General features: G+C 31.0%; 34 protein-coding genes and 2 tRNA genes. 33 read left to right on the top strand and 3 right to left on the bottom strand.

What is annotated here, in order from left to right; all coding sequences use genetic code 11:
- Position 1 precedes the first annotated feature (1 nt).
- The 22 genes from RSC72_RS11080 to RSC72_RS10975 all read left to right on the top strand — a co-directional run bounded on the left by RSC72_RS11080 (position 2) and on the right by RSC72_RS10975 (position 14,381).
- Entirely contained in the window at positions 2-496 is a 495-nt protein-coding gene (locus tag RSC72_RS11080; protein WP_332565948.1) for a hypothetical protein, read from the top strand.
- Positions 497-514: 18 nt separating this feature from the next.
- The gene (locus tag RSC72_RS11075) at positions 515-1,402 is read left to right on the top strand and encodes a recombinase RecT (RefSeq protein WP_332565949.1); all 888 of its coding nucleotides are present in this window, start codon (positions 515-517) and stop codon (positions 1,400-1,402) included.
- Positions 1,402-1,662, top strand: a complete 261-nt coding sequence (locus RSC72_RS11070; protein ID WP_332565950.1) for a hypothetical protein — start codon at positions 1,402-1,404, stop codon at positions 1,660-1,662. The genes RSC72_RS11075 and RSC72_RS11070 overlap by 1 nt, the downstream gene beginning before the upstream one ends.
- Positions 1,663-2,412, top strand: coding sequence for an MBL fold metallo-hydrolase (locus RSC72_RS11065; protein ID WP_332565951.1), 750 nt, complete (start codon positions 1,663-1,665; stop codon positions 2,410-2,412).
- Between the two features lie 3 nt (positions 2,413-2,415).
- On the top strand, positions 2,416-2,751 hold the full coding sequence (locus RSC72_RS11060; RefSeq protein WP_332565952.1) for a single-stranded DNA-binding protein: 336 nt from the start codon (positions 2,416-2,418) through the stop codon (positions 2,749-2,751).
- Positions 2,748-2,906 carry a hypothetical protein gene (locus RSC72_RS11055; protein WP_332565953.1) on the top strand — a complete coding sequence of 53 codons (159 nt, stop codon included), beginning with the start codon at positions 2,748-2,750 and terminating at the stop codon, positions 2,904-2,906. Before RSC72_RS11060 ends, RSC72_RS11055 begins: the two co-directional genes overlap by 4 nt.
- A 10-nt stretch (positions 2,907-2,916) precedes the next feature.
- A complete protein-coding gene (locus tag RSC72_RS11050; RefSeq protein WP_332565954.1) occupies positions 2,917-3,939 on the top strand; it encodes a nucleoid-associated protein in 1,023 nt (340 codons plus the stop codon).
- On the top strand, positions 3,939-4,304 hold the full coding sequence (locus tag RSC72_RS11045; protein ID WP_332565955.1) for a hypothetical protein: 366 nt from the start codon (positions 3,939-3,941) through the stop codon (positions 4,302-4,304). Before RSC72_RS11050 ends, RSC72_RS11045 begins: the two co-directional genes overlap by 1 nt.
- A 116-nt stretch (positions 4,305-4,420) precedes the next feature.
- Positions 4,421-4,630: a hypothetical protein gene (locus RSC72_RS11040; RefSeq protein ID WP_332578498.1), complete on the top strand. Its 210-nt coding sequence runs from the start codon at positions 4,421-4,423 to the stop codon at positions 4,628-4,630.
- Between the two features lie 4 nt (positions 4,631-4,634).
- Positions 4,635-5,723, top strand: coding sequence for a Lin1244/Lin1753 domain-containing protein (locus RSC72_RS11035; RefSeq protein WP_332565956.1), 1,089 nt, complete (start codon positions 4,635-4,637; stop codon positions 5,721-5,723).
- Positions 5,707-6,408 (top strand): hypothetical protein, encoded by a 702-nt coding sequence (locus RSC72_RS11030; protein ID WP_332565957.1) that lies wholly within the window; start codon positions 5,707-5,709, stop codon positions 6,406-6,408. Before RSC72_RS11035 ends, RSC72_RS11030 begins: the two co-directional genes overlap by 17 nt.
- A gap of 792 nt (positions 6,409-7,200) precedes the next feature.
- Positions 7,201-7,647, top strand: coding sequence for a hypothetical protein (locus RSC72_RS11025; RefSeq protein ID WP_332565958.1), 447 nt, complete (start codon positions 7,201-7,203; stop codon positions 7,645-7,647).
- A gap of 33 nt (positions 7,648-7,680) precedes the next feature.
- A tRNA-Phe gene (locus RSC72_RS11020) sits at positions 7,681-7,753 on the top strand.
- A 56-nt stretch (positions 7,754-7,809) separates the two neighbouring features.
- Positions 7,810-7,882 (top strand) — tRNA-Pro (locus RSC72_RS11015).
- Positions 7,883-8,039: 157 nt separating this feature from the next.
- Entirely contained in the window at positions 8,040-8,555 is a 516-nt protein-coding gene (locus tag RSC72_RS11010) for a hypothetical protein (RefSeq protein WP_332544626.1), read from the top strand.
- Positions 8,552-8,980: a hypothetical protein gene (locus tag RSC72_RS11005; protein ID WP_332565959.1), complete on the top strand. Its 429-nt coding sequence runs from the start codon at positions 8,552-8,554 to the stop codon at positions 8,978-8,980. The genes RSC72_RS11010 and RSC72_RS11005 overlap by 4 nt, the downstream gene beginning before the upstream one ends.
- A gap of 6 nt (positions 8,981-8,986) precedes the next feature.
- The gene (locus RSC72_RS11000) at positions 8,987-9,823 is read left to right on the top strand and encodes a terminase small subunit (RefSeq protein ID WP_332544622.1); all 837 of its coding nucleotides are present in this window, start codon (positions 8,987-8,989) and stop codon (positions 9,821-9,823) included.
- Positions 9,813-11,306 carry a phage terminase large subunit gene (gene terL, locus RSC72_RS10995; RefSeq protein WP_332544620.1) on the top strand — a complete coding sequence of 498 codons (1,494 nt, stop codon included), beginning with the start codon at positions 9,813-9,815 and terminating at the stop codon, positions 11,304-11,306. Before RSC72_RS11000 ends, terL begins: the two co-directional genes overlap by 11 nt.
- 7 nt (positions 11,307-11,313) lie before the next feature.
- A complete protein-coding gene (locus tag RSC72_RS10990) occupies positions 11,314-12,705 on the top strand; it encodes a phage portal protein (protein ID WP_332544618.1) in 1,392 nt (463 codons plus the stop codon).
- 10 nt (positions 12,706-12,715) lie between these two features.
- Complete coding sequence (locus RSC72_RS10985) at positions 12,716-12,907, top strand: hypothetical protein (RefSeq protein ID WP_332544616.1); 192 nt, start codon at positions 12,716-12,718, stop codon at positions 12,905-12,907.
- A gap of 55 nt (positions 12,908-12,962) precedes the next feature.
- A complete protein-coding gene (locus RSC72_RS10980; protein ID WP_332544614.1) occupies positions 12,963-13,202 on the top strand; it encodes a hypothetical protein in 240 nt (79 codons plus the stop codon).
- A 150-nt stretch (positions 13,203-13,352) separates the two neighbouring features.
- Entirely contained in the window at positions 13,353-14,381 is a 1,029-nt protein-coding gene (locus RSC72_RS10975) for a hypothetical protein (RefSeq protein ID WP_332544613.1), read from the top strand.
- 186 nt (positions 14,382-14,567) lie between these two features.
- Here the strand turns inward: RSC72_RS10975 and RSC72_RS10970 are convergent, their stop codons facing one another.
- Positions 14,568-14,843 carry a hypothetical protein gene (locus RSC72_RS10970; protein WP_280036456.1) on the bottom strand — a complete coding sequence of 92 codons (276 nt, stop codon included), beginning with the start codon at positions 14,841-14,843 and terminating at the stop codon, positions 14,568-14,570.
- A 176-nt stretch (positions 14,844-15,019) separates the two neighbouring features.
- Between RSC72_RS10970 and RSC72_RS10965 the strand changes: the two genes are divergently transcribed.
- The gene (locus RSC72_RS10965) at positions 15,020-15,277 is read left to right on the top strand and encodes a helix-turn-helix domain-containing protein (protein ID WP_280036461.1); all 258 of its coding nucleotides are present in this window, start codon (positions 15,020-15,022) and stop codon (positions 15,275-15,277) included.
- A 39-nt stretch (positions 15,278-15,316) separates the two neighbouring features.
- On the opposite strand, the gene RSC72_RS10960 is transcribed toward RSC72_RS10965, so the two are convergent.
- Positions 15,317-15,526 carry a hypothetical protein gene (locus RSC72_RS10960; protein WP_332544609.1) on the bottom strand — a complete coding sequence of 70 codons (210 nt, stop codon included), beginning with the start codon at positions 15,524-15,526 and terminating at the stop codon, positions 15,317-15,319.
- 296 nt (positions 15,527-15,822) lie between these two features.
- Here RSC72_RS10960 and RSC72_RS10955 point away from each other — a divergent pair, with 296 nt between their 5' ends.
- The 9 genes from RSC72_RS10955 to RSC72_RS10915 are packed head-to-tail and all read left to right on the top strand — an operon-like array spanning position 15,823 to position 20,496.
- Positions 15,823-16,491 (top strand): hypothetical protein, encoded by a 669-nt coding sequence (locus tag RSC72_RS10955; protein WP_332544606.1) that lies wholly within the window; start codon positions 15,823-15,825, stop codon positions 16,489-16,491.
- Positions 16,492-16,506: 15 nt separating this feature from the next.
- Entirely contained in the window at positions 16,507-16,908 is a 402-nt protein-coding gene (locus RSC72_RS10950) for a hypothetical protein (RefSeq protein ID WP_332544604.1), read from the top strand.
- A 20-nt stretch (positions 16,909-16,928) separates the two neighbouring features.
- Entirely contained in the window at positions 16,929-18,047 is a 1,119-nt protein-coding gene (locus tag RSC72_RS10945; RefSeq protein WP_332544602.1) for a major capsid protein, read from the top strand.
- Positions 18,048-18,058: 11 nt separating this feature from the next.
- Positions 18,059-18,496, top strand: coding sequence for a hypothetical protein (locus RSC72_RS10940; protein ID WP_332544600.1), 438 nt, complete (start codon positions 18,059-18,061; stop codon positions 18,494-18,496).
- A 32-nt stretch (positions 18,497-18,528) separates the two neighbouring features.
- Complete coding sequence (locus RSC72_RS10935; RefSeq protein ID WP_332578497.1) at positions 18,529-18,819, top strand: DUF6706 family protein; 291 nt, start codon at positions 18,529-18,531, stop codon at positions 18,817-18,819.
- Entirely contained in the window at positions 18,807-19,139 is a 333-nt protein-coding gene (locus RSC72_RS10930) for a hypothetical protein (protein ID WP_332544598.1), read from the top strand. Before RSC72_RS10935 ends, RSC72_RS10930 begins: the two co-directional genes overlap by 13 nt.
- Positions 19,130-19,558 (top strand): hypothetical protein, encoded by a 429-nt coding sequence (locus RSC72_RS10925; RefSeq protein ID WP_332544596.1) that lies wholly within the window; start codon positions 19,130-19,132, stop codon positions 19,556-19,558. Before RSC72_RS10930 ends, RSC72_RS10925 begins: the two co-directional genes overlap by 10 nt.
- A 2-nt stretch (positions 19,559-19,560) precedes the next feature.
- On the top strand, positions 19,561-19,959 hold the full coding sequence (locus RSC72_RS10920; RefSeq protein ID WP_332544594.1) for a hypothetical protein: 399 nt from the start codon (positions 19,561-19,563) through the stop codon (positions 19,957-19,959).
- A 24-nt stretch (positions 19,960-19,983) separates the two neighbouring features.
- Positions 19,984-20,496, top strand: a complete 513-nt coding sequence (locus RSC72_RS10915) for a hypothetical protein (RefSeq protein WP_332544592.1) — start codon at positions 19,984-19,986, stop codon at positions 20,494-20,496.
- Positions 20,497-20,552: 56 nt separating this feature from the next.
- Here the strand turns inward: RSC72_RS10915 and RSC72_RS10910 are convergent, their stop codons facing one another.
- Positions 20,553-20,861, bottom strand: a complete 309-nt coding sequence (locus RSC72_RS10910; protein ID WP_332544590.1) for a hypothetical protein — start codon at positions 20,859-20,861, stop codon at positions 20,553-20,555.
- A 179-nt stretch (positions 20,862-21,040) separates the two neighbouring features.
- On the opposite strand from RSC72_RS10910, the gene RSC72_RS10905 reads away from it, so the two are divergent.
- On the top strand, positions 21,041-21,556 hold the full coding sequence (locus RSC72_RS10905; protein WP_332544588.1) for a hypothetical protein: 516 nt from the start codon (positions 21,041-21,043) through the stop codon (positions 21,554-21,556).
- The last annotated feature ends 1 nt before the right edge of the window (position 21,557 follow it).

Raw genomic sequence — 21,557 nt, 5'->3', positions numbered from 1 at the left:
TATGAAACTTAATATAGAAGTTGATTTATCAGACATCTATTCTGATTACGAAAATGAAGAATCTTTAAACGAATTAGTGAAAAATGAAATCACAAATCGTGTAAAAAATGAAGTTTGGAGCAAATTCAAAGAAGAGGGATTTACAGCTTTCTGTCAACAATTAGATAGAAAAATAAATCTTGATAAAGACCTTAAGGTTCAGGAAACTATTAATCATTTATTTGAAGAAAAGAAATGCAAAAAAGATTATTACAATCCAACAGAAATTGTAACTATTAAAGAGTATATCGAGAATAAAATTGAAAAAGAATATTTTCAAAACACAAGTAATTTCGAAGCTTTAATTAAAAAACATATTGAAAACTTCACTTCATCTTATTCGAAAGAATTAAAAGATCGTCACGATATGTTATTCGCAAGTCAAATTGTTCTCAAAATGAATGAACAAGGACTTTTAAAAGACGGTGTAGCTCAGTCTTTATTAAATAATAACTAACCCCAAAAACAAAATAAAATGTCAGAAAATACACAAGTAGCGCAAGTAAAAAAAGATATTTCAGCGCAAGTTTTACAAAAAGTTCAATCATTCCAAGAAGCAGGTGAATTAACAATTCCAAAGGATTATATCCCTTCAAACGCTTTGAAATCAGCATATATCATTTTAAGCGAAACAAAGAATCGTGAAGGTAAATTAGCATTAGAGCATTGTACGCAAGCATCAATTGCAGAAGCTTTGTTAAAAATGGTTATTTGGGGATTATCTCCGCTTAAAAAGCAATGTTATTTTATTATGTACGGAAATCGTCTAGAATGTACACCAGATTATTCTGGAAACATTGCGCTAGCAAAACGATACGGAGGTTTGAAACATATTAAAGCACAAGCTATTTTCAAAGGAGATGATTTTAAATTCGAGGTTGATGGCTCAACGGGAAGAAAGAAAATTTCTCAACATTCTCAAACTTTAGAAAACTTAGGAAGCACAGATGTGATAGGAGCGTATGCTGTTATCGAAATGGAAGATGGTACTCATGATGTTGAAATTATGAACATTAAACAGATTCAAGCATCTTGGCAACAAGGTGCGACAAATGGAGCTTCTCCAGCACATAAAAAATTTCCAGATCAAATGGCAATTAAAACTGTTATTAATCGTGCTTGTAAATTAATAATTCGTTCATCTGATGATTCTGCATTAATTGATAGTGAGGAAGATGAAGTTTTAAAATCAACTCCAACTGAAAGTGAAGTTTCTCAAAAAATTAAAGAAAATGCGAATACACAACCATTAGATTTCGAAGAAGCTCAAGTTGTTGAAGAAGTAGTAGATGTTTCAAATAGTGAAGTTATTGAAGAAGCTGCAACTGAAGTGCAATTTCCAGCTGAACCACCTTTTGCGTAATGAAGAAAGTTAGAATCAAAAGAAAATTATGGGTTGATATTTTTGGTAAATATAATTTTCAAGAAGTAGTTACTCAAGTTGCAAAAGATTTTAATATCGAAATTATAGTAGGTTTTAAGCCAGATATGATGGTTGATATGCATCTTGGAGTAAAAGGACACAAGAAAGATATAGATGATTTTAAAAATCATTTAATTGAAAATAATCATGGTGTTTTTAATCGTAAACCAAAAACAGCATTTCAATTTGATTTAAAATAAATGCAACTCAAAATAATAGGAACGGGGAGTAGTGGAAATTGCTATATCCTTGAAAATGAAAATGAAGCCCTAATCATTGAATTGGGGCTTAATTTTTCCAAGATAAAAGAAGTATTAAAATTCGATTTAAGTAAGGTAGTTGGAGCTTTGGTTACGCACGAGCATGGTGATCATTCTGGTACAGGTGGTAAAGGAATTAAAGATGCTTTGAGTAATGGAATTGAAGTTTATGCAAGTGCCGGAACATTTGATTTCTTTTCAATCAAACACCACAACGCCAAAATAATCAAATCAAAACAAGCTTTTCAAATTGGAAATTTTAAGATTCTACCTTTCAATGTTCACCACGATGTCAACGAGCCATTAGGTTTTTTAATAGACCACGAAGAAACAGGTAGATGTCTTTTTGTAACAGATACCACATACATTGATTATACTTTTCCAAATCTCAATAACATCATAATTGAAGCGAATTATTGTGAAGACATTATCAAAGAAAAATTAGGTAGTACCTGGCAAGGTGAATTCTTGAAAAACCGAATCTTAAAATCACACATGAGCCTTAATACTTGTAGAGATACTTTGCTTGCAAACGACCTTTCACAAGTACAGAAAATTGTACTTATTCACTTATCAGATAGCAATTCTGATGAGCGAAAATTCAAAAAAGTAATCGAAGAAGCAACAGGTAAAATCGTCCACGTTGCTAACAATAATCAAATTTTAGAGTTTAACAAAAATCCTTTTTAGAAAATGAGTATAAATAAAGTAATTCTTTTAGGACATATCGGAGATATCCCTAAAACAACACATTTCGATAACGGACAAATTTCAAAGGTCCGTTTAGCAACAAACTCAACTTACACAAATCAACAAAATGAGAAAGTAACCGAAACTGAATGGCATACACTTGTTTTTAGAGGTAAGTATTCTGTTGCTGCAGAAAAGTACTTTACTAAAGGAATGAAAATTTCAGTAGAAGGCAGTTTACGAACTCGAGAATATGAGCTAAACAATGAAAAGAAATACATCACCGAGGTGTTAGTAAGTTCTTTTACTTTTGAAGATTCTGCTCCAAATGCTTCATGATTTACAACACTTCCAACCCTGTTGAAAGACAAAAAGCAATTGAGAAATTCAGAGATTATTCAAGTGTAGAAGCTGGAATTTACTTACCAAGTCCAGACGAAAAAGACTTTCTACTACAAATCGAAATTGAGTTAAAAAACAATCAAATCATTTAAAAACAAAACCATGTTAAAAAACGCATATATAGAACATTTGGTTCTGCAAAAAGTAGGACACAAAGTTCGCGAAGAAGCGAATATTTTTGCAACCAAAACTACCGAATTCGATGAATCAAAAGAAGAGCAATTGATTCCGTTCTTGTTTGGTCCATTCAGAAAGAACCTTGAATTAAAACAATTTACTCATTACACGGATAAATTAGAATTCAATAAAGTTTACAACTTATGTAAATCAATGTTTGATGAAGAAATTGATTTTGTTGATTTTTCGAATGAAGTTTTAAAAACGCTTTATGATCAATCATTACATCCACAAATTAAAAGCGGTGAAGTTTTTACAGTTCAATTGAATAATACTCAATTCGATGGAACTCCTTGTAAAGCTATCGGAATTTACAAACTCGAAAACAAATCAAAATTCTTACGATTTGACGAAAGAGAAGTAATTGATTACAACGTTTTGAAAGGTTACAAGCTTGATAAGTTAGATAAAGGAGTTTTAATCCTTGATGTTTATCGTGATGAAGGTTTCCGTGTATATTCGATAGATGATAACAATGTCGAATCTGAATTCTGGACAAAGAATTTCTTAGAAGTAAAGCCCGTTACCAATCCAGCTTTACAAACAAAGAAATTTCTTGAAACAATAAATGACTTTTCGAATGATGTTGTTTTAAATCAAACCAACAGAAAGGAACAGGCTGAATTTGTTTCAAATGCTATTGATCGATTAGCGAATAATGAATTTGTTAACATTGAGATTGTAGATGAAACCTTAGGAGAATATAAAGACGAATTCAATCAATACTTAAATCAAACAGAAATTAAACTTGATAAAGAATTCGAAGTTGATTCTGGAGTTTTAATCACTCAATCAAAGAAAATCAAATCAGAAATCAAACTTGATACAGGTGCAAAAATAAACATTGATTTATTGAATTCTGATTGTGCTGCCGATAATCTTGAAAGAGGTTTTGATGATGAAAAGAAGATGTTCTACTACAAGGTTTATTTTAATTCTGAAGCGTGATGACAAAAGAAGAAAAAATAAAAGAAGCTTGGGGAGAGAATTGGAGTAAAATATCTAAAGAAAATCAGAAAAAAGCGTTAAAAAATAACGGATTTGTGTCTCAGTACTACGAAGATTTGTTAAGTAAAGAAACTATATGCAGAAAATTATTCGATGTTAGACCTAAATCCCTACAAGGAATCGAAAATAACAACGGTTGGATTAAAGGTAATGAACCCAATGTACCAAATGAAAGTTATTTTGTTTTTGCGTTTGGTGGAATTTATGAAACATTTTACGATGAGAAACTAGGGTGGTTGTATGTAAATAGAGAATTTGTTACTCATTTTCAACCAATCGAAAAACCAAAACCACCAATTTATTAACCATGACTAAATACGAAAAAGAAGATAAGAAGCTGATTTGGCTTCTTTTTTCTTCAACAATTATCGCAGTGCTAATCATAGCACTTTATTTCAAACTTAAATAAAAGCTTACCATCATGGAAATAGAAGAATTAAAACAAACAATACAGGCTAAAGGATTCAGAGTTGAACACTACGAAAGCCCTATGCAGTTTAACATCATCGTTCAAACCAAAACAGGTGATCATTGTTTTGGCGAAATTTTTACAGGTTGTAACGTCAACGAGCGTATCACAATCAAAAATAGAGCTTGTGAGAAGTTAAATGAGTTGATTAAACAAAACTAAATCTGTGGCAAAAAACAAATTTTATTTTAGTCACGATGGTGGCGCGCGTAACGACGATAAGATAATTGCCGTTAGAATGAAACATAAAGCAGAAGGTTATGCTGTATACTTTATGATTCTGGAAAAAATGCTTGAAAGTTCAGATTATTTACTTCAACGAGATTACAATGTTCTTTCTTTTGATTTTCGAGTAGGTTCTGGAATTGTAAAATCAGTTATCGAGGATTTTAATTTATTTGAGTTTACAGAAGATGGAAATTACTTTTTTTCAAACTCATTTCAATCAAGAATGAAGCCTTTGGAAGATATAAAAGAGACAAATCGAGTAAAAGGCATCAGAGGAAGCTTAATTAAGCGAAAAATCATCACAAAAGAAGAATCTTTAAAATTAACTGATAGTCAAATAGTTGAGTTGAATTTAGATTTAGCAAATAAGCTGGGCTTAAGTTCGGCTTTAGCCGAACTTAAGCCCAGCTTACCAAAAAAACAGCATAATAGAATAGAGGATAATATATTAAATACTTCTTCTAACGAAGAAGTAAAAAAAAACACACAAAAAAAAGATTTGGGGTGTGTGTCTGAAAATTTAAACGAGGAAGAAATTTCAAATTCTCAAACTTCTAAAAACATCGATGAAGAAAAAGAAAAAAGTTCCGAAGAAAAAGAAAAAGAATTACCAGAAGGTTTCGCGACTGAATTAAGAAACTCAAATTTCTTCAAAAATGTTTGTGAGTTTTTTTCTCAAAAATCAGAATCATTGCAAATGAAAGTTATTGGAAGAATGATTTCGATTGCTCGTGAAAATGATTTTCAAGAATTCAGAAAACAAACAACAGCGTACATGGATTATAAAATTCAAACAAGTGAAAAAGTTCATAGGTTTCAAAATTTTTCTTTCGAGTGGGATCAAGACGACTGGATCGATAAGATTAAAAAATTAAATCAAACTACAACTCAAAATGGAATTGCAAAGTCAGAATCAAGCGATGTCATTGTCGGGAGGGTCAATGTCACAAAAACCGAGAGTTATCTCGAAAGTCGAAGAAAACAGCGCGAAATGGAGTCCCTTAGAACTTTTGAAACAGACGTATGAGTTTCCGATCATCAAAGATTGTAGGAAGAATGATGTTTTGAATACGGTTGATAGTTATGTTTCAGCAGATGCAACTTTACGAGGTGTGAAAGATGAGAATATGCCAAAGGATGAATTTCTCAATGATATTGGTGATATGATTTACATGAGATTTTGGATGATTTCTGTTCAAGAAATTCAAATTGCTTTGAAAATGAACAGGTACGGAATGTTTGAACAGAAATCTGAACATTATCAACTCGTAAACGCCGAGCTTATTGCTGATATTCTCAACAAATACTGCAAATGGAAGCAAAAAAAAGCAATGGAATATAACCTTTCACGAAAACCAGTTTCTCATCAAATCGAACATCAAGTTAATCATGATTTAATCGACCGCGAATATCTAGAAGTCATTTTAAGTGATTTAAAGAAAGGAAAATTATACAGACATACAAATGCTTATCTTTTGATTAAAAGTGTGCCAAAAGAGTTTAAACCGACCGAAAAACAGTATTATTCACTTCTCGAAAAAGAAGAAAAGATAATGGAGGAAGAAAAAGATTTAAAATCGAAAGAAGAAAAAGATCCTTTGATTGTTAAAAAAATCATTCGAGAGTTTAATGAATCACTTAAAGTGAAAGCTCACCAAAGAGTATTTAATGTTATAGTTTGTAATTGGTTAAGTAAAACAATAAAGATTTAAAAAAAAAGTGCATACTATTAGAAATTATAGTAAACATGCTTTTCGGGAAATGTCAAAAAAAAAGCAAAATCAGATACTTGATTAAATATCTGATTTCACTCTAGTTGATTAGTAAAATCTAAAATCTACTTATGATAAATAGTCTTTAAATATACAATTTTTTTGTCTAAATGAAAATATAAAAAATGCTCAATGATATAAAAATAACATTGAGCACTAACCAACCTAAACCTATACCTTATAAAAAGGTTATACGAATGTAATTAATTATTTAAACAATAATACTATTTAAGCTAAAATATTTAATTAATAAAAATTTAAAAAAGAATATATGGTTTTAAAAAATAATTAGTTAGAGGATAAAAAAAAACAAGCATATACATAAAGCACACACTTGTTTAAATATTTAAAATAGGTTTAAAATGATAAATTTTAGCTAAATTATCAATTAATACCTTAACGAGAATGTTTTTAGACATGAATTAAATCATAAATACAATATACTGTAGTGTTTATAATGAAAAAAAATAAAAACATATAAATAAATTAGAAATATTGTCTATTATGATCTTTGACTTAGATTGAGTATTTGTAAGTTTTAAAATTACAAAATAATATACACTTGTAAACACGCCTACACACACGTAAACAAAAACAGAAATTACACTCAAAAATCACGTTTTTTATACGATTATTCTTTTTTATAACAATCACTTAAAGCATATTTGAATTATTAATCAACGAAAGGGGTTTTGTGACTAATATTCTTTAAAATTTATTTGAAAACCTCTTATGAAAATAGGAGGTTTTTATATGGTTTTAATTGGAATTGATCCTGATGTTGATAAAAATGGTTTTGCTTTAATTCACAACAAAAATTATGAATTAGCAAACCTTACGTTCTTTGAGCTTTACGATAAGTTACAATCGTTGAAAAATGATTTCGAAAACGAATCGATTAAAGTTTTTGTCGAATGTGGTTTTTTAAATAAATCTAATTGGCACAAGGTCAAAAAAGGTTCTGCTTCGATTAATGCGAATATAGGAAACCGAACAGGACGGAATCACGAAGTAGCTCATAAAATTATTGAAATGTGCGAGTATCTGAACTTAACTAATTTTAAGGTAAAACCAACCTCTAAAAAGAGAGATAACAAAGAGTTCTCACTTATAACAGGAATCAAAAAAAGAACAAACCAAGAGCAAAGAGATGCGATGTTTTTAATATTTGGAAAGTAAATTTTTTACATATTTTTTTGTGTTTTGTTGGTTGGATAAGTAGCTCAGAAGGTAGAGCGTTGGATTGAAGTTCCAAAAGTCAAAGGTTCGAGCCCTTTCTTTTCCACAAACTATATGCGGCAATCAGTTTTACTATTCTGATTTGAATAAAAATAGTAACCTCTAAGTGTAGCGCAGTTGGTAGCGTGCTTGATTTGGGTTCAAGAGGTCAAAGGTTCGAATCCTTTCATTTAGACAATTTCTGTCAAAGAAATGTTTAGGGTATGTAAAGGCTAGTGAAGCTCAGTAACTAGTCTTTTTAATTGAATTTTTAAATTTTATAATAATCATAGGCGCTAATAATTAGGCAGTAGATAGCAAAGCGCTAATTACTGCCTTTTTTAATTTTATTCATGAATCAAGAAGTAAATAGATTTAACTCAAAGAATGTTCAAATTTCTTTAATCCCAGACCTTTCAAAAAGGATTGAGATTTTAGAAGATGAGCAGTATCTATTTCTTCCAAATGATTGGATAAATAACGAAGAGCTTATTGTTTTAAAATTTAGAGCTGAGCAAAAGAATTATAAAATTGAATATGCTGATTCAGCCCCAAAAACCTCAACTCAATTAATCTTTGCAGAAATTGAAAAAGCGATCAATATTGTAACAGGATTAAATCTTCATGATTATGCTTTACGAGACCGTACAACTCATTTATTTTATGTGAGAGTAATCTATGTTTCAATTTGTTCTTCTTACAGAATAGAAAAAGAAATCATTTCAAAAAGATTAAAGAAATCAATAAAAACAATTGAGAAGATTGTTGAAAAGCATGAAGATCTATTCATGTATACTCCTGAGTATCGCAGAAACTACAATGATGTAATGCAGATTATAACTAATAACCAAGTAATTGATAAAGTATGACTCATTCAGATTTAGTTGAAATAGGTTATAAATGGATATTAAAAAAATGTTCATTTGCTTTTAAAGAAATGAAATGTTTAAATAATGAAATTCCAGATGTTATAGGTTTTAGAAGTAATGTAAGTTTTTTAATAGAAGCTAAAACAAGTAAGTCTGATTTTTTAATAGACAAGAAGAAACCTTTTAGAATTAAACCAGAATTAGGAGTTGGAGATTTTAGATTTTTTATAACTCCTGTAGGATTAATTTCAATTGAAGAATTGCCTGATAATTGGGGGTTAATTGAAGTCAACCAGAAAGGTAAAGTTGAAAATGAATACAATCCTTTTGGAAAAGGAAATATTTATAGTGTTTGGATCAAGAATAAAAAAAATAAAGAAGCTGAGTTTAATATTCTTTATTCAGCTTTAAGAAGACAAAAATAAAAACCAATGGCAAAACAAAGTAAATCACAAATCGTAAAAGAGTGGAAATCATCTGATATAAAAATAAAGAAGGATTCCAAAGATTTACTTTGGGTTGTTCTTGGAAAAGAAAAGGTTAGATTACCTAAAGATTTAACAAGTGTCAAGTCTATTACTCTTAGTCAAGCAGAAGGATTCTTAGAACTTGACAAAGCTATTAATGATTTAGTCGATGATGTTGAGAAAGAACGAAAAGAGAAATCAAAAGCTCCTTGGATGATTGGTAATAAGTTTTGGCAGCAACGTTCAAAACATGGGAGAGATAGACTATTTCAATCGGCCGAATTACTTTGGGAATCTGCTTGTGAGTACTTTCAATGGTGTGATGATAATCCTTGGGTTAAGGTTGAACAAAAGAAAGGAAATTCAAATATTGATGTGTTTGATTTAATGCAGTTGGCTAAAGATGAAGGTTTAGATGTAAATCAAGTAATGAAAAGCGCAACGAATCCATTAATGGAGATACCGACCGCAAGGCCTTATACTATTCAAGGGTTATGTAGTTACTTAGATGGTATTAATGTTGGGTACTTCAATGATTTTGAAAAATCTCTTAAAGGTAAAACTGATGATTCTTCCAGAGATTTTTCCGTTGTCATTACGCGTATACACGAAACAATATATCAGCAAAAGTTCGAAGGAGCCACTATTGGAGCGTTCAATGCAACAATTATTTCGCGTGATTTAGGACTTGCAGATAAGAAGGACCACACTTCTAACGGAGAAACAATAACAACTCCTGCTCGTATCTTAACCAAAAAAGAAGCGAAAGAACTTTATAATAGTTTAGAAAATGAATATTAAAAATGCTGACATACGAGATATTGATGTTTTAAAAACGTGGACTTTAGAAAGTACATTGAATTTTACACGTTATTTTTTCAAGCATAATCAAAATCGAAAATTCGTTGTTGGTTCTCATCATGTCAAAATTTCTGATGTTTTAAATCGAGTTTTAAAAGGAGAGATTAAACGACTTATAATCAATGTAGCTCCACGTTATGGAAAAACAGAATTAGCTGTAAAAAACTTCATTGCAATGGGCTTAGGATTGAATCCTAAAGCAAAGTTTATTCATTTGTCGTATTCAGATGATTTAGCCTTAGATAATTCAGATGGAGTACGTGACATTATAGAACTTCCAGAGTATCAACAATTATTCGAAGCAAGATTATCGAATAGAGGTAAAAAGAAATGGTATACAACCGAGGGAGGTGGGCTTTACGCAACCTCATCAAGCGGTCAAGTTACAGGATTTGGAGCAGGTTTAGTTGATGAGGAAACCGACGAAGAAGCCGAACAAGAATTAAAAGATTTAGAAGAATTTCTTCCAGCAGTTGACGGAACCGAATTTGGTGGAGCAATTATTATTGATGATCCGATTAAACCCGATGATGCAACATCTGCAACTATTCGTAACAAAGTAAATAACAAATTCGACACTACAATCAAAAACCGTGTAAACTCACGTAATACACCAATTATCATTATTATGCAGCGATTGCACGTTGATGATCTATGCGGTAAGCTAATTCGTGAAGAAGGCGAAGATTGGGAAGTTTTAGAACTTCCTTGTATTTACACAAACGAAGAAGGTGAAGAAGTTGCGCTTTGGGAGTTTAAACACAATTTAGCTGAGTTAAGAAAAGAAAAAGAAAAAAACTCTTTTGTTTTTGAAACTCAATACATGCAAAATCCTAAACCTTTGGAGGGGTTAATGTATGATCGTGAATTTAGAACTTATGATGCTATTCCTTATTCAAAATCAGCTATTCGTAAAGCTTATATCGATACAGCCGACGAAGGAAAAGATTATCTATGTGCTATTGCTTACGAGGAACAACCGCATGGAAATTATATTCTAGATGTTTTATACACTCAAAAACCGATGGAATTTACCGAACCGAAAACAGCTGAATCCCTAACAATGCATGCAGTAGAAGAAGCGGTAATTGAATCAAATAACGGAGGGCGTGGCTTTGCTCGTAATGTTGAAAAACAGATGCGAGAAATGAACAATAACGAAACTTATGTTGATTGGTTTCATCAATCAGAAAATAAGAATGTTAGAATTTTCACTAAATCAAATGAGGTTATGAACATGACATTTTTTCCTGTTGGTTGGGAAAAATTATGGCCAACGTTTCACACTCATATCACAACTTATATGAAGGTTGGTAAAAACGAATTTGACGACGCTCCAGATGCTTTGACAGGAACAGTTGAAAGGCGAGGAGAAAGCAGTATCGAAGAAACCGAAGATATACTATCAAGATTGAACTTTTAAAATATAAATGAACGAACTATGTAAACTTTTAAACATACCCGAAAATTCAACAATACAGAAAATTATTGACACATTAAAACAAGGAAAAGATAAATCTAAATTAATTGCAGAAGCTAAAAAGCAATTAGATCCGAAACAGCACGATATTATGAATCCTATTCTCAGAAGGCCTAAGAATAAGGATGAAAATGATAAAAACAAAGATGTTATTTCTATTGCTTTAGCTTATCAAAAATGGATTGTCCGAAAAGAAAAAGCAATGATTTTCGGTAATCAACCGATTTTAAGAGCTAACCCAAAAGACGAAACAGAGAAAGCAATTTTAAAAGCAATTGAAAGGATTCTACACGATATTAAAGAACCTTCATTTAATAGAAAACTTGCTGAATCAATTGGTTCATTTACCGAAGGCGGTGAGCTTTGGTATCAAAACAAAGGAGAGGAGCACGAAGCGTACGGTTTCAAAACAGATATTAAAATCAAAGCGATGTTGTTGTCTTTAAAAAACGGAAGTCAATTATTCCCGTGCAAAGATGATTATGATGATATGATTGCTTTTTCTCGTAACTACACAAAAAAAGTAGATGGAAAAGAGGTTGAGTATTTTGAAGTTTACACTCAAAATTTTACTTATTTATTTGAGAATTTAAAAGAATGGAAATCTGTAGAAGGTTACCCAAAAAAACAAGAATTAGATAAAATTCCCGCTGTTTTTGGTGAGCAGGAAAATGTTTCGTGGTATGATGTACAAGATTTAATCGAAAGGATTGAAACATTAGTTTCTGATCATGGAGAAGTGAACGACAGAAACGCTTATCCAATTCTTAAAGTAATTGGTAAACTTAAAAATTATCTGAATAAAGGACCAGGAGGTGGTGTTGAACTTGATAAAGATTCAGATATGAATTATTTATCATGGGATCAAGCAACCGATTCGATTAAACTCGAAATCGACAATCTTGTAAAAAATATCCAATTATTCTCACAAACTCCAAATATCTCTTTTGATGAGGTTAAATCTTTAGGCGCTCTTTCTGGAACAGCTTTAAAGATGTTATTCCTTGATGCACATCTTAAAGTAATGGAGAAAAGAGAGATTTATGACGAGTATCTGCAACGTCGAATTAATATCATTAAAAAAATCCTTGCAACGTTAAATCCCTCTTGGAGAACAGCAATTGACAATCTTGTTATCGAGCCAGAGATCGTTCCTTTAATGGTTGAAAACGAAAAAGAACAAGTCGAAATTGCTTTACTTAAAAATGGAGGTAAACAATTAGAATCTCACGAGAAATCTGTTAAGAATTGGCAAGGTCAAGATACTGAGGATTACGAAAAGATAAAGCAAGAAGAAACGGAAACGAGTAATAGGGATTATTTTAATCCTGTAAGTGAGTAAAATAAAAGTTATGAAATTTTCAATAGAAGTAGAACATGAAATCGGTGACAATGTTTATTGTAAAACAGACATGGAGCAAAGTCCAGGATTAGTACTAGGATATAGAATTACAAATTTAGGTGTTGAATATATTGTTTCTTTAAATTCAGAAACGATGATTTTTAATCTACTTGAATTATCTCCTATTAAAACAATTTATTAAATAACAATCAACCTGCTATCGGTTTTTCCGATGGTAGGTTTAAAATAACCATCAAATGAAAATAAATTTAGAGATTGAATTATTCAACATAGAGTTCAAGGAAGAAAATATTTTGGAGTATAAAATAGGAGTGAAGTCTTCTACTCCTATGTATACAAAAACAGAATATCCAATTGAGAATATATCAAAATCATTTAGTGATATTGAAAAAGCAAAAGAGTATATTGATTTAATAGTAAACGAAATCATATCTCATTTTCCTTTATCTGAAGAAAATATCAAAACAAAATTTTAGATTACAAAAAGAGGTTTTGAAACTGCTTAAAAAGAGAATTGTAACATGACAACTAATCAATTAATAGGATTTGGATTATTGATTTCAATTGTACCAATAATACTTTGGTTAACTATTTATTATGTCAAATATTTAAGAAAGAAGAAATAAATGACAATCGAAGAATTTATAAAAAGCGACGAAAAACTTGCAAGAATTGCAGCAGGTAAAAACTTGCAACAAATCGAAAAGCTATTTCAAAAATACATTTCGAAAGTAATTTCTTTGTATCAAAATTTTAACGGGGTTGATATGGGAAACATCAGCCCTCAGTTAAAAAAAGAAATTGAAAAACTAACCAAACAGCTTGCATTTGATTTAGAAAATCAAATCAATTCTGCAACGAAAGAGCAATGGTTGTTAGCTCAAGGAACTGCAACAAAATTCGTCGAAACTTATTTCGAGATTGATAAATTAAATAAAGTTACTCAAGATATTTTCCGAAATAATAATCTTGATAATTACTTGCAAGCTCGTAAGTCAAGATTAAATCAATTCAAGTTATCTGATCGTGTTTGGAAATATTCGAAGCAATTCGAAACTAACATCATTGATTCGTTGGAAATAGCTTTAAGAAATGGAGATTCAGCGCAAGTTTTAGCAAGGGATATTAAACAATATTTAAACGAACCCGAAAAGCTTTTTCGACGAGTTCGCGATGTTAAAGGTCAATTGCATTTGAGTAAAAATGCCGCAGCTTATAATCCGGGGCAAGGTGTTTACCGTTCAGCTCATAAGAATGCTTTAAGGCTTGCAAGTTCTGAGATTAACACTTACTACAAAGAATCAGAAAATCAACGCTGGAAGTCAATGGACTTTGTTGTTGGTTTTGAAATTAAGCGTTCGAATAATAAATTTGATTGTGGGTTATGTGATTCGTTGAAAGGACGTTATCCGAAAAGTTTTTTGTTTATTGGCTGGCATCCGAATTGCCGCTGCTATCAAATTCCAATTCTTAAACCAATCGAAATGTTTACAGATGAATTGAAAGGAGCTGTTAAGCCTTCTTATTCTCATTTGGGAAATTTTCAAACAACTGAGTTAAAAGAAATGCCTGCTAACTTCAAAGAACATTTGAAAGAAAAAGCAGACATTTATAAGGGATATAAAACGGTTCCTTATTGGGTTAGTTATCTTTAAACAACTCCTCGCTGATAAAGTATTTATTTTGATTAAATTCAATTACATGCACATGATTAAAGGCTTTTTCTACAACTTTTACAGATTTACCAAGTATTAAGTAATTTTCTTTTGGTAAAAATTGACCTTTAAAATGCAAACCCTCGCTTGTTTCTGCAAGGGTTATTTTTTTAGCTTCTTTATAAGTTATTTTGACTTTTTGAATTCTATATATTCTTTTTCTGTCATTGATTCAAGAAAATTCTTTACTTCTTTTTGTCCTAAACCCTTAAGAAGAAAAGAAACCTCTAGTTTCTGTCTTTTCTTTTTACTTAACTTCTCAAGTCTTTGAAATCCTAAAGATACAGGAGTGTCATTTTGTTTAAACATTTTATTAAGTTCTTTAAAACTTTCAATAACAGAATCTGTAATTTGATAAGTAGTTATAGTTTTTTGCTTTCTGTTTACTAATGTAGTTGACATAATTATTTATTTTATTATTATACGTTTTGTTTAATTTTCTTTTACAAATATACGAATAGTTTAATAATATACAATAGTTGAAATGTTAAAATTTATACAATATGTATATTTATATTATAAAATTAAATTAAAAGATTAATTTATGTACATTTGCAGTTAAACAAAATGTATAAGTAATGAAATTAAGAGTAAAGGAAATATGTAAGGAAAAAGGCTTAATGATGAAGGATCTAGCGGATAAAATCAATATTACCGAAGTTGGGTTATCGAAATCTTTAAACGGAAATCCTACAATACAAAGATTAGAAGAAATAGCAAACGCTTTGGAAGTTGATTTTTTAGAGCTTTTTATCCCGCAAAAAGGAAGTGAAACACCTATATATATAAAAGATGAAAAAGGAAATGAAACCGTTATAGGTTATATTTACAAGTAATTTTAAGGAGTAGACTAAGAGAATCTACTCCTTTTATTTTTAATAATATTGATTCGACACCCATCCAAGCCAAAAGTAATCAGTTTCATTTGCTTCTTTACCTTCTTTCAAATTGAATTTTATAGAAAAGTTATATCCGTCGTTATTCTTTGAAATTGAATAACGCTCTTTAATTCCTATTCCAATAGATGAAGTATTCAAAGCTTCTAAAACTGCATTTATAATTTCTTTTTGACCTGTGATTTTCATTAATTTTTAAATGTTGTTTAATACTAAATACTCAAAAAGAAATAAGAATATTATCACAATTAGTATTATCATCACTAAAATAAATATCCATTTTGCACTATTATTTCTATTAATTTTTGCCATATCTAGATGTTTAATCAAATTTAATCATTAAGATAATATAAAAATTACGTAAAACCGTAATTGGATATTATTTCTTTCCCGTAACTCGCTCTTATCTCGTCCTAAATCATACATCTTAAGCGAATCACCTTCAATAATTTTGTTTTAATCGATTTGAAATTAAAATCTCATATATGAAACAAAAATTACTTGAGTTACTTACTGCTAAATTTTTAGGGAAAGGCACTACTCGTAAAGACACATTGGCTCGATTAGCTTCTGCTTTTGCGACACAATGTACAACAGAAGAGGAAGTTCAGGCACTTATCGACAAGATTACAGTTGAACAGGTTACTGACTTTGAAAAAGAACACCGTTCGGAGGTAGATTCTGAAATTGCTAAAGCAACAAAAACTGCTTTAGATAATGCTGAAAAAGGTAAAGGTGGTGAAGGAACAGGAAATCCCGAACCTAAAAAGGAGGAAGGAGGAAATTCCGATCCAACTGATATTGCTTCAATCGTTGCGGCTGCTATAAAAGAAGCAAACGCTCCGTTATTGCAAGAAATTGCAACCATCAAAGCTGGAAAGACTACTGAAACAAGGCTTTCTCAAATCAACGATATTTTAAAAGAAGTAAAAGATGAAACTTTGAAAAATACTATTTCAAAGAATTTTCCTCGAATGTCTTTCGAAAATAACGAATCGTTTGCGGAATACTTAACGGAAATTCAAACTGATGTAGCAACATCAAATCAAACTTTTACTAATCAAGGTTTAACTAATCATATTCCAGGTAATGGAGGTGCGGGCAAAGGAGGTAAATTGTCCGATACTGAATATGATAACATGATGCAATCTTAAAAAAAAACAATTAAAATGGGAAAAGGACCATACGTTAATTTAACATCAAAAAAAGATTATCCATCAAATGGAAAGGATGAAGTTGTTTGGAGAAGCAAACTTGGTTACTATGACGGAGGTAGAACATTAGACGTATCTGCATTGACTGATGTCGCAGTTTACGCTGGGCATATTATCGTAAGAGATAAAACTACGGAAGTTTGTCGTCCTTTAGAAGTAACTGATAAAGCTTTTAATGACATCAAGGCAACTGATGAAATTATCGGTTTAACAGTTTCAACTGTGCCGAAAGAAAAAGCATTTGTAAGTATGGTTACAATTGGAATCGCTGCTGAAAATGCGCTTCCTTTTACTATGACTGCTGAACTTAAAGAGAAAGTTCAAAAAGCATTACTAGGATTACAATTTCATAAATAACAACTTAAATTAAAATTATAATGGCACAAACGCAATCATTATTTTTAAATTATACAGAAGCTCATTATGCAGGTTATATTTTAGCTAAGCATAAAAAAATTAATGGGCTTTCAGAAGGAGCTATTAAGCCTTATCTATTTCAACAGAAATTAGATCAAACTTATTCCGTGGATGGAAATTGGAAAACTGTTACAGGTTTATTCAAAAACGTTTTAGCGGATTATGTTGATATTGATTCTCCTGCGCCTTTAAAAGCTCGTGGTTCTCGTGGGATTGCAGAAGGTGAAATTCCAGATATTTCAAACAAATACGTTAAATCTGCTAAGCAATTACGTCAAATCAGAACAATGATTGCGACGTATGCAACTAATCCTGATTTAGGATCTGATTATGAAAAACAAATCATTCAGGAGTTATTCCGTGATGATGCAAATTCATTACAGAATATTTATGAATTACACGAATATTCATTTTTAAAAGGTTTTTCAAATGGAGTGTTTGAAGTAGATCAAGACGTATCTAATGGAGTTACTTTAAGAGCTGATTTCGGATACTTAGCAAAACATGAGTTTAAATCTGATAATTTCACAACTATTACTGTTGATGACATTAATAAAATTTATGAGCAATCGAAAGCAGATGGGAATGTTTTAGCTGAGGTTTATATTGATTCGTCTGCAATGGGTAAAATTAAAAAAGACCCATCATTTAAGGAGCAATTCGCCTTTAGTAAAGATATTGTTGCAGACGCGAGTAAATTACCAAACTTAACTTCTTCTAAAGTAAAAGAATTCTTTAAAGACGAATGGGGGTTAACTGTTGTAACAGATGGGGTAGATAGAACTTTTATCTCTCAAAAAGATGGTGCAGACACAACTGTTAAACCTTGGGCTGTAGGAGTAATGATTTTTACATCTTCTGTTAAGGTTGGTTCATTGATTTGGACTCATACAGAGGAATATTTTACACCTACTGAAGCTGTTAAATACCAATTAGTAGGCCATGTATTAATGAGTAAGTTCGGGACGACAGATCCAAAGTCAGAAGGCACAAAGGCCGAGACACGTGCTTTACCTGTCATAGGTGCTGTTGATGGTATTTATCGATTAGAAACTTCTGAAGCTCTTCCAACAGGTTAAAATTGTATATCATGGCAAAAGTAACAATCACTAAAACATTAGTAGAAAAAAACTCTCAGTTAGCGGAATTGCTAGCTGAGAGAAAAATCGAAGTAGGTTCAAAAATTGAGCAATCGGAATTAGACGAATTGTACAAAGTTTTAGAAACTACTGAATTGATTGAATTAACTCAGGAAGATTTAGACAAAGAACCAGGATTGGTTTCTAAAGGTTTTGAAGTTGGCCAAGTAATCCGAGTTAAAAAGAAAGTTGAGGTTCAAGATTCAAACACTTCTAACGCAGACGACGAAGGATTAGATAATTCTGCAAAATCCTACAAAGTAATCGCACGCTTCCGTGATAAAGACAACGAGAAAAAGATTTTCGAAATAGGAGAGGATATTCCCGTTGAGTTTGAAAGATCTCGAATTACTGATTTATTAGAACGTAAACTAATCTCAGAAGAGTAATTATGACAAACAAAGAATACATACAAAGCATAATGTCAAGAATAGGAGCGAATGTAAATGATACCACTATCTTATTTGCTGAAAATCCAACTTTGAACCCAGATGCACAATTGATTTTGAAAGACTGTGAAAAAGCTTTGTATGATTCTTTTTGTTCTTGGATTCCGATGTATGAAAGTGTATCCGAAGGTGATATGACAGTTAAATGGAATTGGAATGCGATTCGAATGATGTTAGGTCGATTGGCTGTAAAGTTAAAATTACCTAATCCTTTAGACGAAAATGAACCAACTGTAACAGCGATTAATCCATGGGGGCAATAGGACACATTCATTATTTATTTGTTGAAGATAATTCTTTGATTTACGACGAGGAAACAGGCGAAATGATTCCTAATCCAAACGGAATTAAGTTTATTTCTATGTGTCGTGAACAAGTTAATTCAAGTGGAAAAATGATTGCAGGGACTGACGGAATTACAATTGCTTTTAATTCACTAATTCATTTGGATAAATCAGTTTTACCGATTGATTTAGGTAAAACTATTATAGTTTCAAATGATTCTGAATGTAAAGATGTTCGAATCAAAGGAAGTGTTCTAAGATTTACACAAGGACTTTTACACAATAGATTATGGGTATAAAGCCAAATTTCTCAAATAAAGACTTAGATAAGCTGAATCAAATTATCATTGATGATACACTTCAAAAGTGTATTAGAGCTTATTTATACTTAGGAGAAAACGTTGTAGCACATGCAAAACAAAGCGTTGGTTTTACAGATCAGTCTGGAAATTTAAGATCATCTATTGGCTATGTACTTTTTGTGAATGGTCAAGTTTATAAAGAGTTTTATGAAGGTCAAGCATTAGGAACATCTGAAGGAAAACAATTTGCACGAGAATTAGCTTCTAAAGCAAAAAGAGCTCCTTTAGTTTTGGTATTTACAGCTGGTATGAATTACGCTTATTCAGTCGAATCAAGAGGTTATAACGTTCTTACAGCATCTGAGAATTACACAAAACAAGTGGCTGATATTATAATCAAACAAATGATGAAATAATTATGTATGATATTTTCGACGCAAACGAATTGCTTTTTAAAGCTTTAAATATTGATGAGGTAAAATCTGCTATAAAAGGAAAGTTGTATAATGATAGTCGTCCAATAAATTCACTGAACGAAGACATAGTCGTGAATACTATCACAATCACAACTGTTTTTAAACCGCAATTAGCGACTTCGAATATCAATATTTATGTTCCAGATTTAGAATTAGGAATTAAAAATTCAAGACGTTTAAAAGAAATTTCGAGAATCGTTCGTAAAGTATTTGAAGAACATCAATTCATAGGTAAATCAGTTTACATTTCAGATTTAGGAATCATCCAAGAACAAAACGGAAAAGAACATTATGTAAATCTTCGTATTCAATGGAGGATTTACGATCAAAAAACAAACTAATTATTAATTTATAAAAACGATATTATGGCTTATACATTTGGTTTAGCAAAAATATTAGTTGCAGAAGTTTTAGCAACAGGTTTAATGCCTGAAGCATCATCAATGACAAAAATCGGTGAAGTATTTGAAGACTCTGGTTCATTAGAACAAGAAGAAGGTGAATCAACTGAGTTCAAAGAAGAAGGAAATCCAATTCCTAAAGTGGTTATCACAAAGGCAGGAAAAATTACATTCAAATTTAATATTATGAATGTTGACCCTAAAATGATGGCTGATTATATCGGTGGATCAGTTGGTGTAACTTCAAAAGAATGGGAGTTTGATGGTAAAACAAAAACTGTTGAGAAAGCTTTATTCATTCAGCCGGAACAAGGAGTTTATTTTAAAATTCCAAGAGCTTCAATTTCTGCAGTATTATCTGGAGAAATGAATCAAAGTAATTTATTAACTATGAATTTTACAGTTACTCCATTGTCACCAGGTGATGGAAAACAATCTGTATTAGCAGGGTTAGTTTCTGAATTACCTACAGGGTAATCAAACAATTTAATATTTTATTACAAAAACCACTCTTTACAGGAGTGGTTTTGTTTTTATTCTCTATCTCCTGGAAGAGTGGTTTCAGTTATTGTTCCTGGTAAAGTATTGCCGCCGCCGCCATTTTTAGGAACTACGTATAAAAAGAATAACTCATCAGGTCCTGTACATTTTACTACCGTATAGCCACTTTCTATCCATGTGTCTCTTGAAACAGCATTTTCATTACATTGTCCATTTTTTTGCTGTTCTTGTGTTGGGACTAAATAAGCAGGATCACCATCTCTAAATCCATCATTTATTTGTGATTGCCCAAAAGCAAAACTTCCTAAAGTAACAATTGTTGCAAATAATAATTTTTTCATAAAATCTTTTGTGTTTAGAACAACTAACTTAAAATATAAATAAATGAAATACAATTTGTTTATGAATAATTTATTTTTATTTTATAGGGTATTGTGTTTCCCGTAACTCACTCTTAACTCAGCCGATTTCACAATAACAAATTCTTGGTCCTTCGCCACCTTTGTATAAAACGAAATGCATGGATCAAAAAGATATACAAAGAGAAGAGATCAAGACTTTAATTGAAGCTCCGTACGAGTTTGAAGTAGAATATAACAAGAAAGTAATTGTTCAAGAAAAGTTCTTTTTTGGATTAATTCCTTATGAAAAGTGTGAGGTTCAAAAAGTAAAAGAAAAGTTCGAAATCAAACCTTGTACATTATCCACATTGGACCGACTTTGCCAATATCAAATTGAATTATTCATTGATGAAAATAAATTAAACGATGAAGTCGATATTTTCAATGAAACAAAAGTAATCGCTGCTAAAAATTCAAAATTAATGGCAAATATTGTTGCGGTTGCTGTGCTTGGAATTGATTATTCAAAATCAGAATTCAAACGAGTTTCAACTATTCTTTTTGATTCGCTTACTCCAGCAATGCTTTTCGATATTATTAACGAAATTCTTAAATCTCAGGATCTTGCAAATTTTATGAACTCTACTCGATTAGCATCGATAAAGATGACGATAAGTCCAAACGAAGTAGAGTAAC

This window comes from Algoriella sp., from assembly GCF_036647415.1.
Lineage (GTDB): Bacteria > Bacteroidota > Bacteroidia > Flavobacteriales > Weeksellaceae > Empedobacter.
This window is presented reverse-complemented; position numbering and strand designations above follow the sequence as displayed.

Excerpts from the sequence above, each read along its gene's own strand:
- RSC72_RS11005 (WP_332565959.1), top strand. The coding sequence starts at position 8,552 with ATGACTCATTCAGATTTAGTTGAAATAGGTTATAAATGGATATTAAAA.
- RSC72_RS10965 (WP_280036461.1), top strand. The coding sequence starts at position 15,020 with ATGAAATTAAGAGTAAAGGAAATATGTAAGGAAAAAGGCTTAATGATG.
- terL (WP_332544620.1), top strand. The coding sequence starts at position 9,813 with ATGAATATTAAAAATGCTGACATACGAGATATTGATGTTTTAAAAACG.
- RSC72_RS10935 (WP_332578497.1), top strand. The coding sequence starts at position 18,529 with ATGTCAAGAATAGGAGCGAATGTAAATGATACCACTATCTTATTTGCT.
- RSC72_RS10915 (WP_332544592.1), top strand. The coding sequence starts at position 19,984 with ATGGCTTATACATTTGGTTTAGCAAAAATATTAGTTGCAGAAGTTTTA.
- RSC72_RS10975 (WP_332544613.1), top strand. The coding sequence starts at position 13,353 with ATGACAATCGAAGAATTTATAAAAAGCGACGAAAAACTTGCAAGAATT.
- RSC72_RS10980 (WP_332544614.1), top strand. The coding sequence starts at position 12,963 with ATGAAAATAAATTTAGAGATTGAATTATTCAACATAGAGTTCAAGGAA.
- RSC72_RS10960 (WP_332544609.1), bottom strand. The coding sequence starts at position 15,526 with ATGAAAATCACAGGTCAAAAAGAAATTATAAATGCAGTTTTAGAAGCT.
- RSC72_RS11075 (WP_332565949.1), top strand. The coding sequence starts at position 515 with ATGTCAGAAAATACACAAGTAGCGCAAGTAAAAAAAGATATTTCAGCG.
- RSC72_RS10905 (WP_332544588.1), top strand. The coding sequence starts at position 21,041 with ATGGATCAAAAAGATATACAAAGAGAAGAGATCAAGACTTTAATTGAA.
- RSC72_RS11055 (WP_332565953.1), top strand. The coding sequence starts at position 2,748 with ATGATTTACAACACTTCCAACCCTGTTGAAAGACAAAAAGCAATTGAG.
- RSC72_RS10985 (WP_332544616.1), top strand. The coding sequence starts at position 12,716 with ATGAAATTTTCAATAGAAGTAGAACATGAAATCGGTGACAATGTTTAT.
- RSC72_RS10950 (WP_332544604.1), top strand. The coding sequence starts at position 16,507 with ATGGGAAAAGGACCATACGTTAATTTAACATCAAAAAAAGATTATCCA.
- RSC72_RS10990 (WP_332544618.1), top strand. The coding sequence starts at position 11,314 with ATGAACGAACTATGTAAACTTTTAAACATACCCGAAAATTCAACAATA.
- RSC72_RS11010 (WP_332544626.1), top strand. The coding sequence starts at position 8,040 with ATGAATCAAGAAGTAAATAGATTTAACTCAAAGAATGTTCAAATTTCT.
- RSC72_RS10930 (WP_332544598.1), top strand. The coding sequence starts at position 18,807 with ATGGGGGCAATAGGACACATTCATTATTTATTTGTTGAAGATAATTCT.
- RSC72_RS11025 (WP_332565958.1), top strand. The coding sequence starts at position 7,201 with ATGAAAATAGGAGGTTTTTATATGGTTTTAATTGGAATTGATCCTGAT.
- RSC72_RS10945 (WP_332544602.1), top strand. The coding sequence starts at position 16,929 with ATGGCACAAACGCAATCATTATTTTTAAATTATACAGAAGCTCATTAT.
- RSC72_RS11080 (WP_332565948.1), top strand. The coding sequence starts at position 2 with ATGAAACTTAATATAGAAGTTGATTTATCAGACATCTATTCTGATTAC.
- RSC72_RS10910 (WP_332544590.1), bottom strand. The coding sequence starts at position 20,861 with ATGAAAAAATTATTATTTGCAACAATTGTTACTTTAGGAAGTTTTGCT.
- RSC72_RS11045 (WP_332565955.1), top strand. The coding sequence starts at position 3,939 with ATGACAAAAGAAGAAAAAATAAAAGAAGCTTGGGGAGAGAATTGGAGT.
- RSC72_RS10955 (WP_332544606.1), top strand. The coding sequence starts at position 15,823 with ATGAAACAAAAATTACTTGAGTTACTTACTGCTAAATTTTTAGGGAAA.
- RSC72_RS11065 (WP_332565951.1), top strand. The coding sequence starts at position 1,663 with ATGCAACTCAAAATAATAGGAACGGGGAGTAGTGGAAATTGCTATATC.
- RSC72_RS10920 (WP_332544594.1), top strand. The coding sequence starts at position 19,561 with ATGTATGATATTTTCGACGCAAACGAATTGCTTTTTAAAGCTTTAAAT.
- RSC72_RS10940 (WP_332544600.1), top strand. The coding sequence starts at position 18,059 with ATGGCAAAAGTAACAATCACTAAAACATTAGTAGAAAAAAACTCTCAG.
- RSC72_RS11070 (WP_332565950.1), top strand. The coding sequence starts at position 1,402 with ATGAAGAAAGTTAGAATCAAAAGAAAATTATGGGTTGATATTTTTGGT.
- RSC72_RS11050 (WP_332565954.1), top strand. The coding sequence starts at position 2,917 with ATGTTAAAAAACGCATATATAGAACATTTGGTTCTGCAAAAAGTAGGA.
- RSC72_RS11040 (WP_332578498.1), top strand. The coding sequence starts at position 4,421 with ATGGAAATAGAAGAATTAAAACAAACAATACAGGCTAAAGGATTCAGA.
- RSC72_RS10925 (WP_332544596.1), top strand. The coding sequence starts at position 19,130 with ATGGGTATAAAGCCAAATTTCTCAAATAAAGACTTAGATAAGCTGAAT.
- RSC72_RS11060 (WP_332565952.1), top strand. The coding sequence starts at position 2,416 with ATGAGTATAAATAAAGTAATTCTTTTAGGACATATCGGAGATATCCCT.
- RSC72_RS10970 (WP_280036456.1), bottom strand. The coding sequence starts at position 14,843 with ATGTCAACTACATTAGTAAACAGAAAGCAAAAAACTATAACTACTTAT.
- RSC72_RS11000 (WP_332544622.1), top strand. The coding sequence starts at position 8,987 with ATGGCAAAACAAAGTAAATCACAAATCGTAAAAGAGTGGAAATCATCT.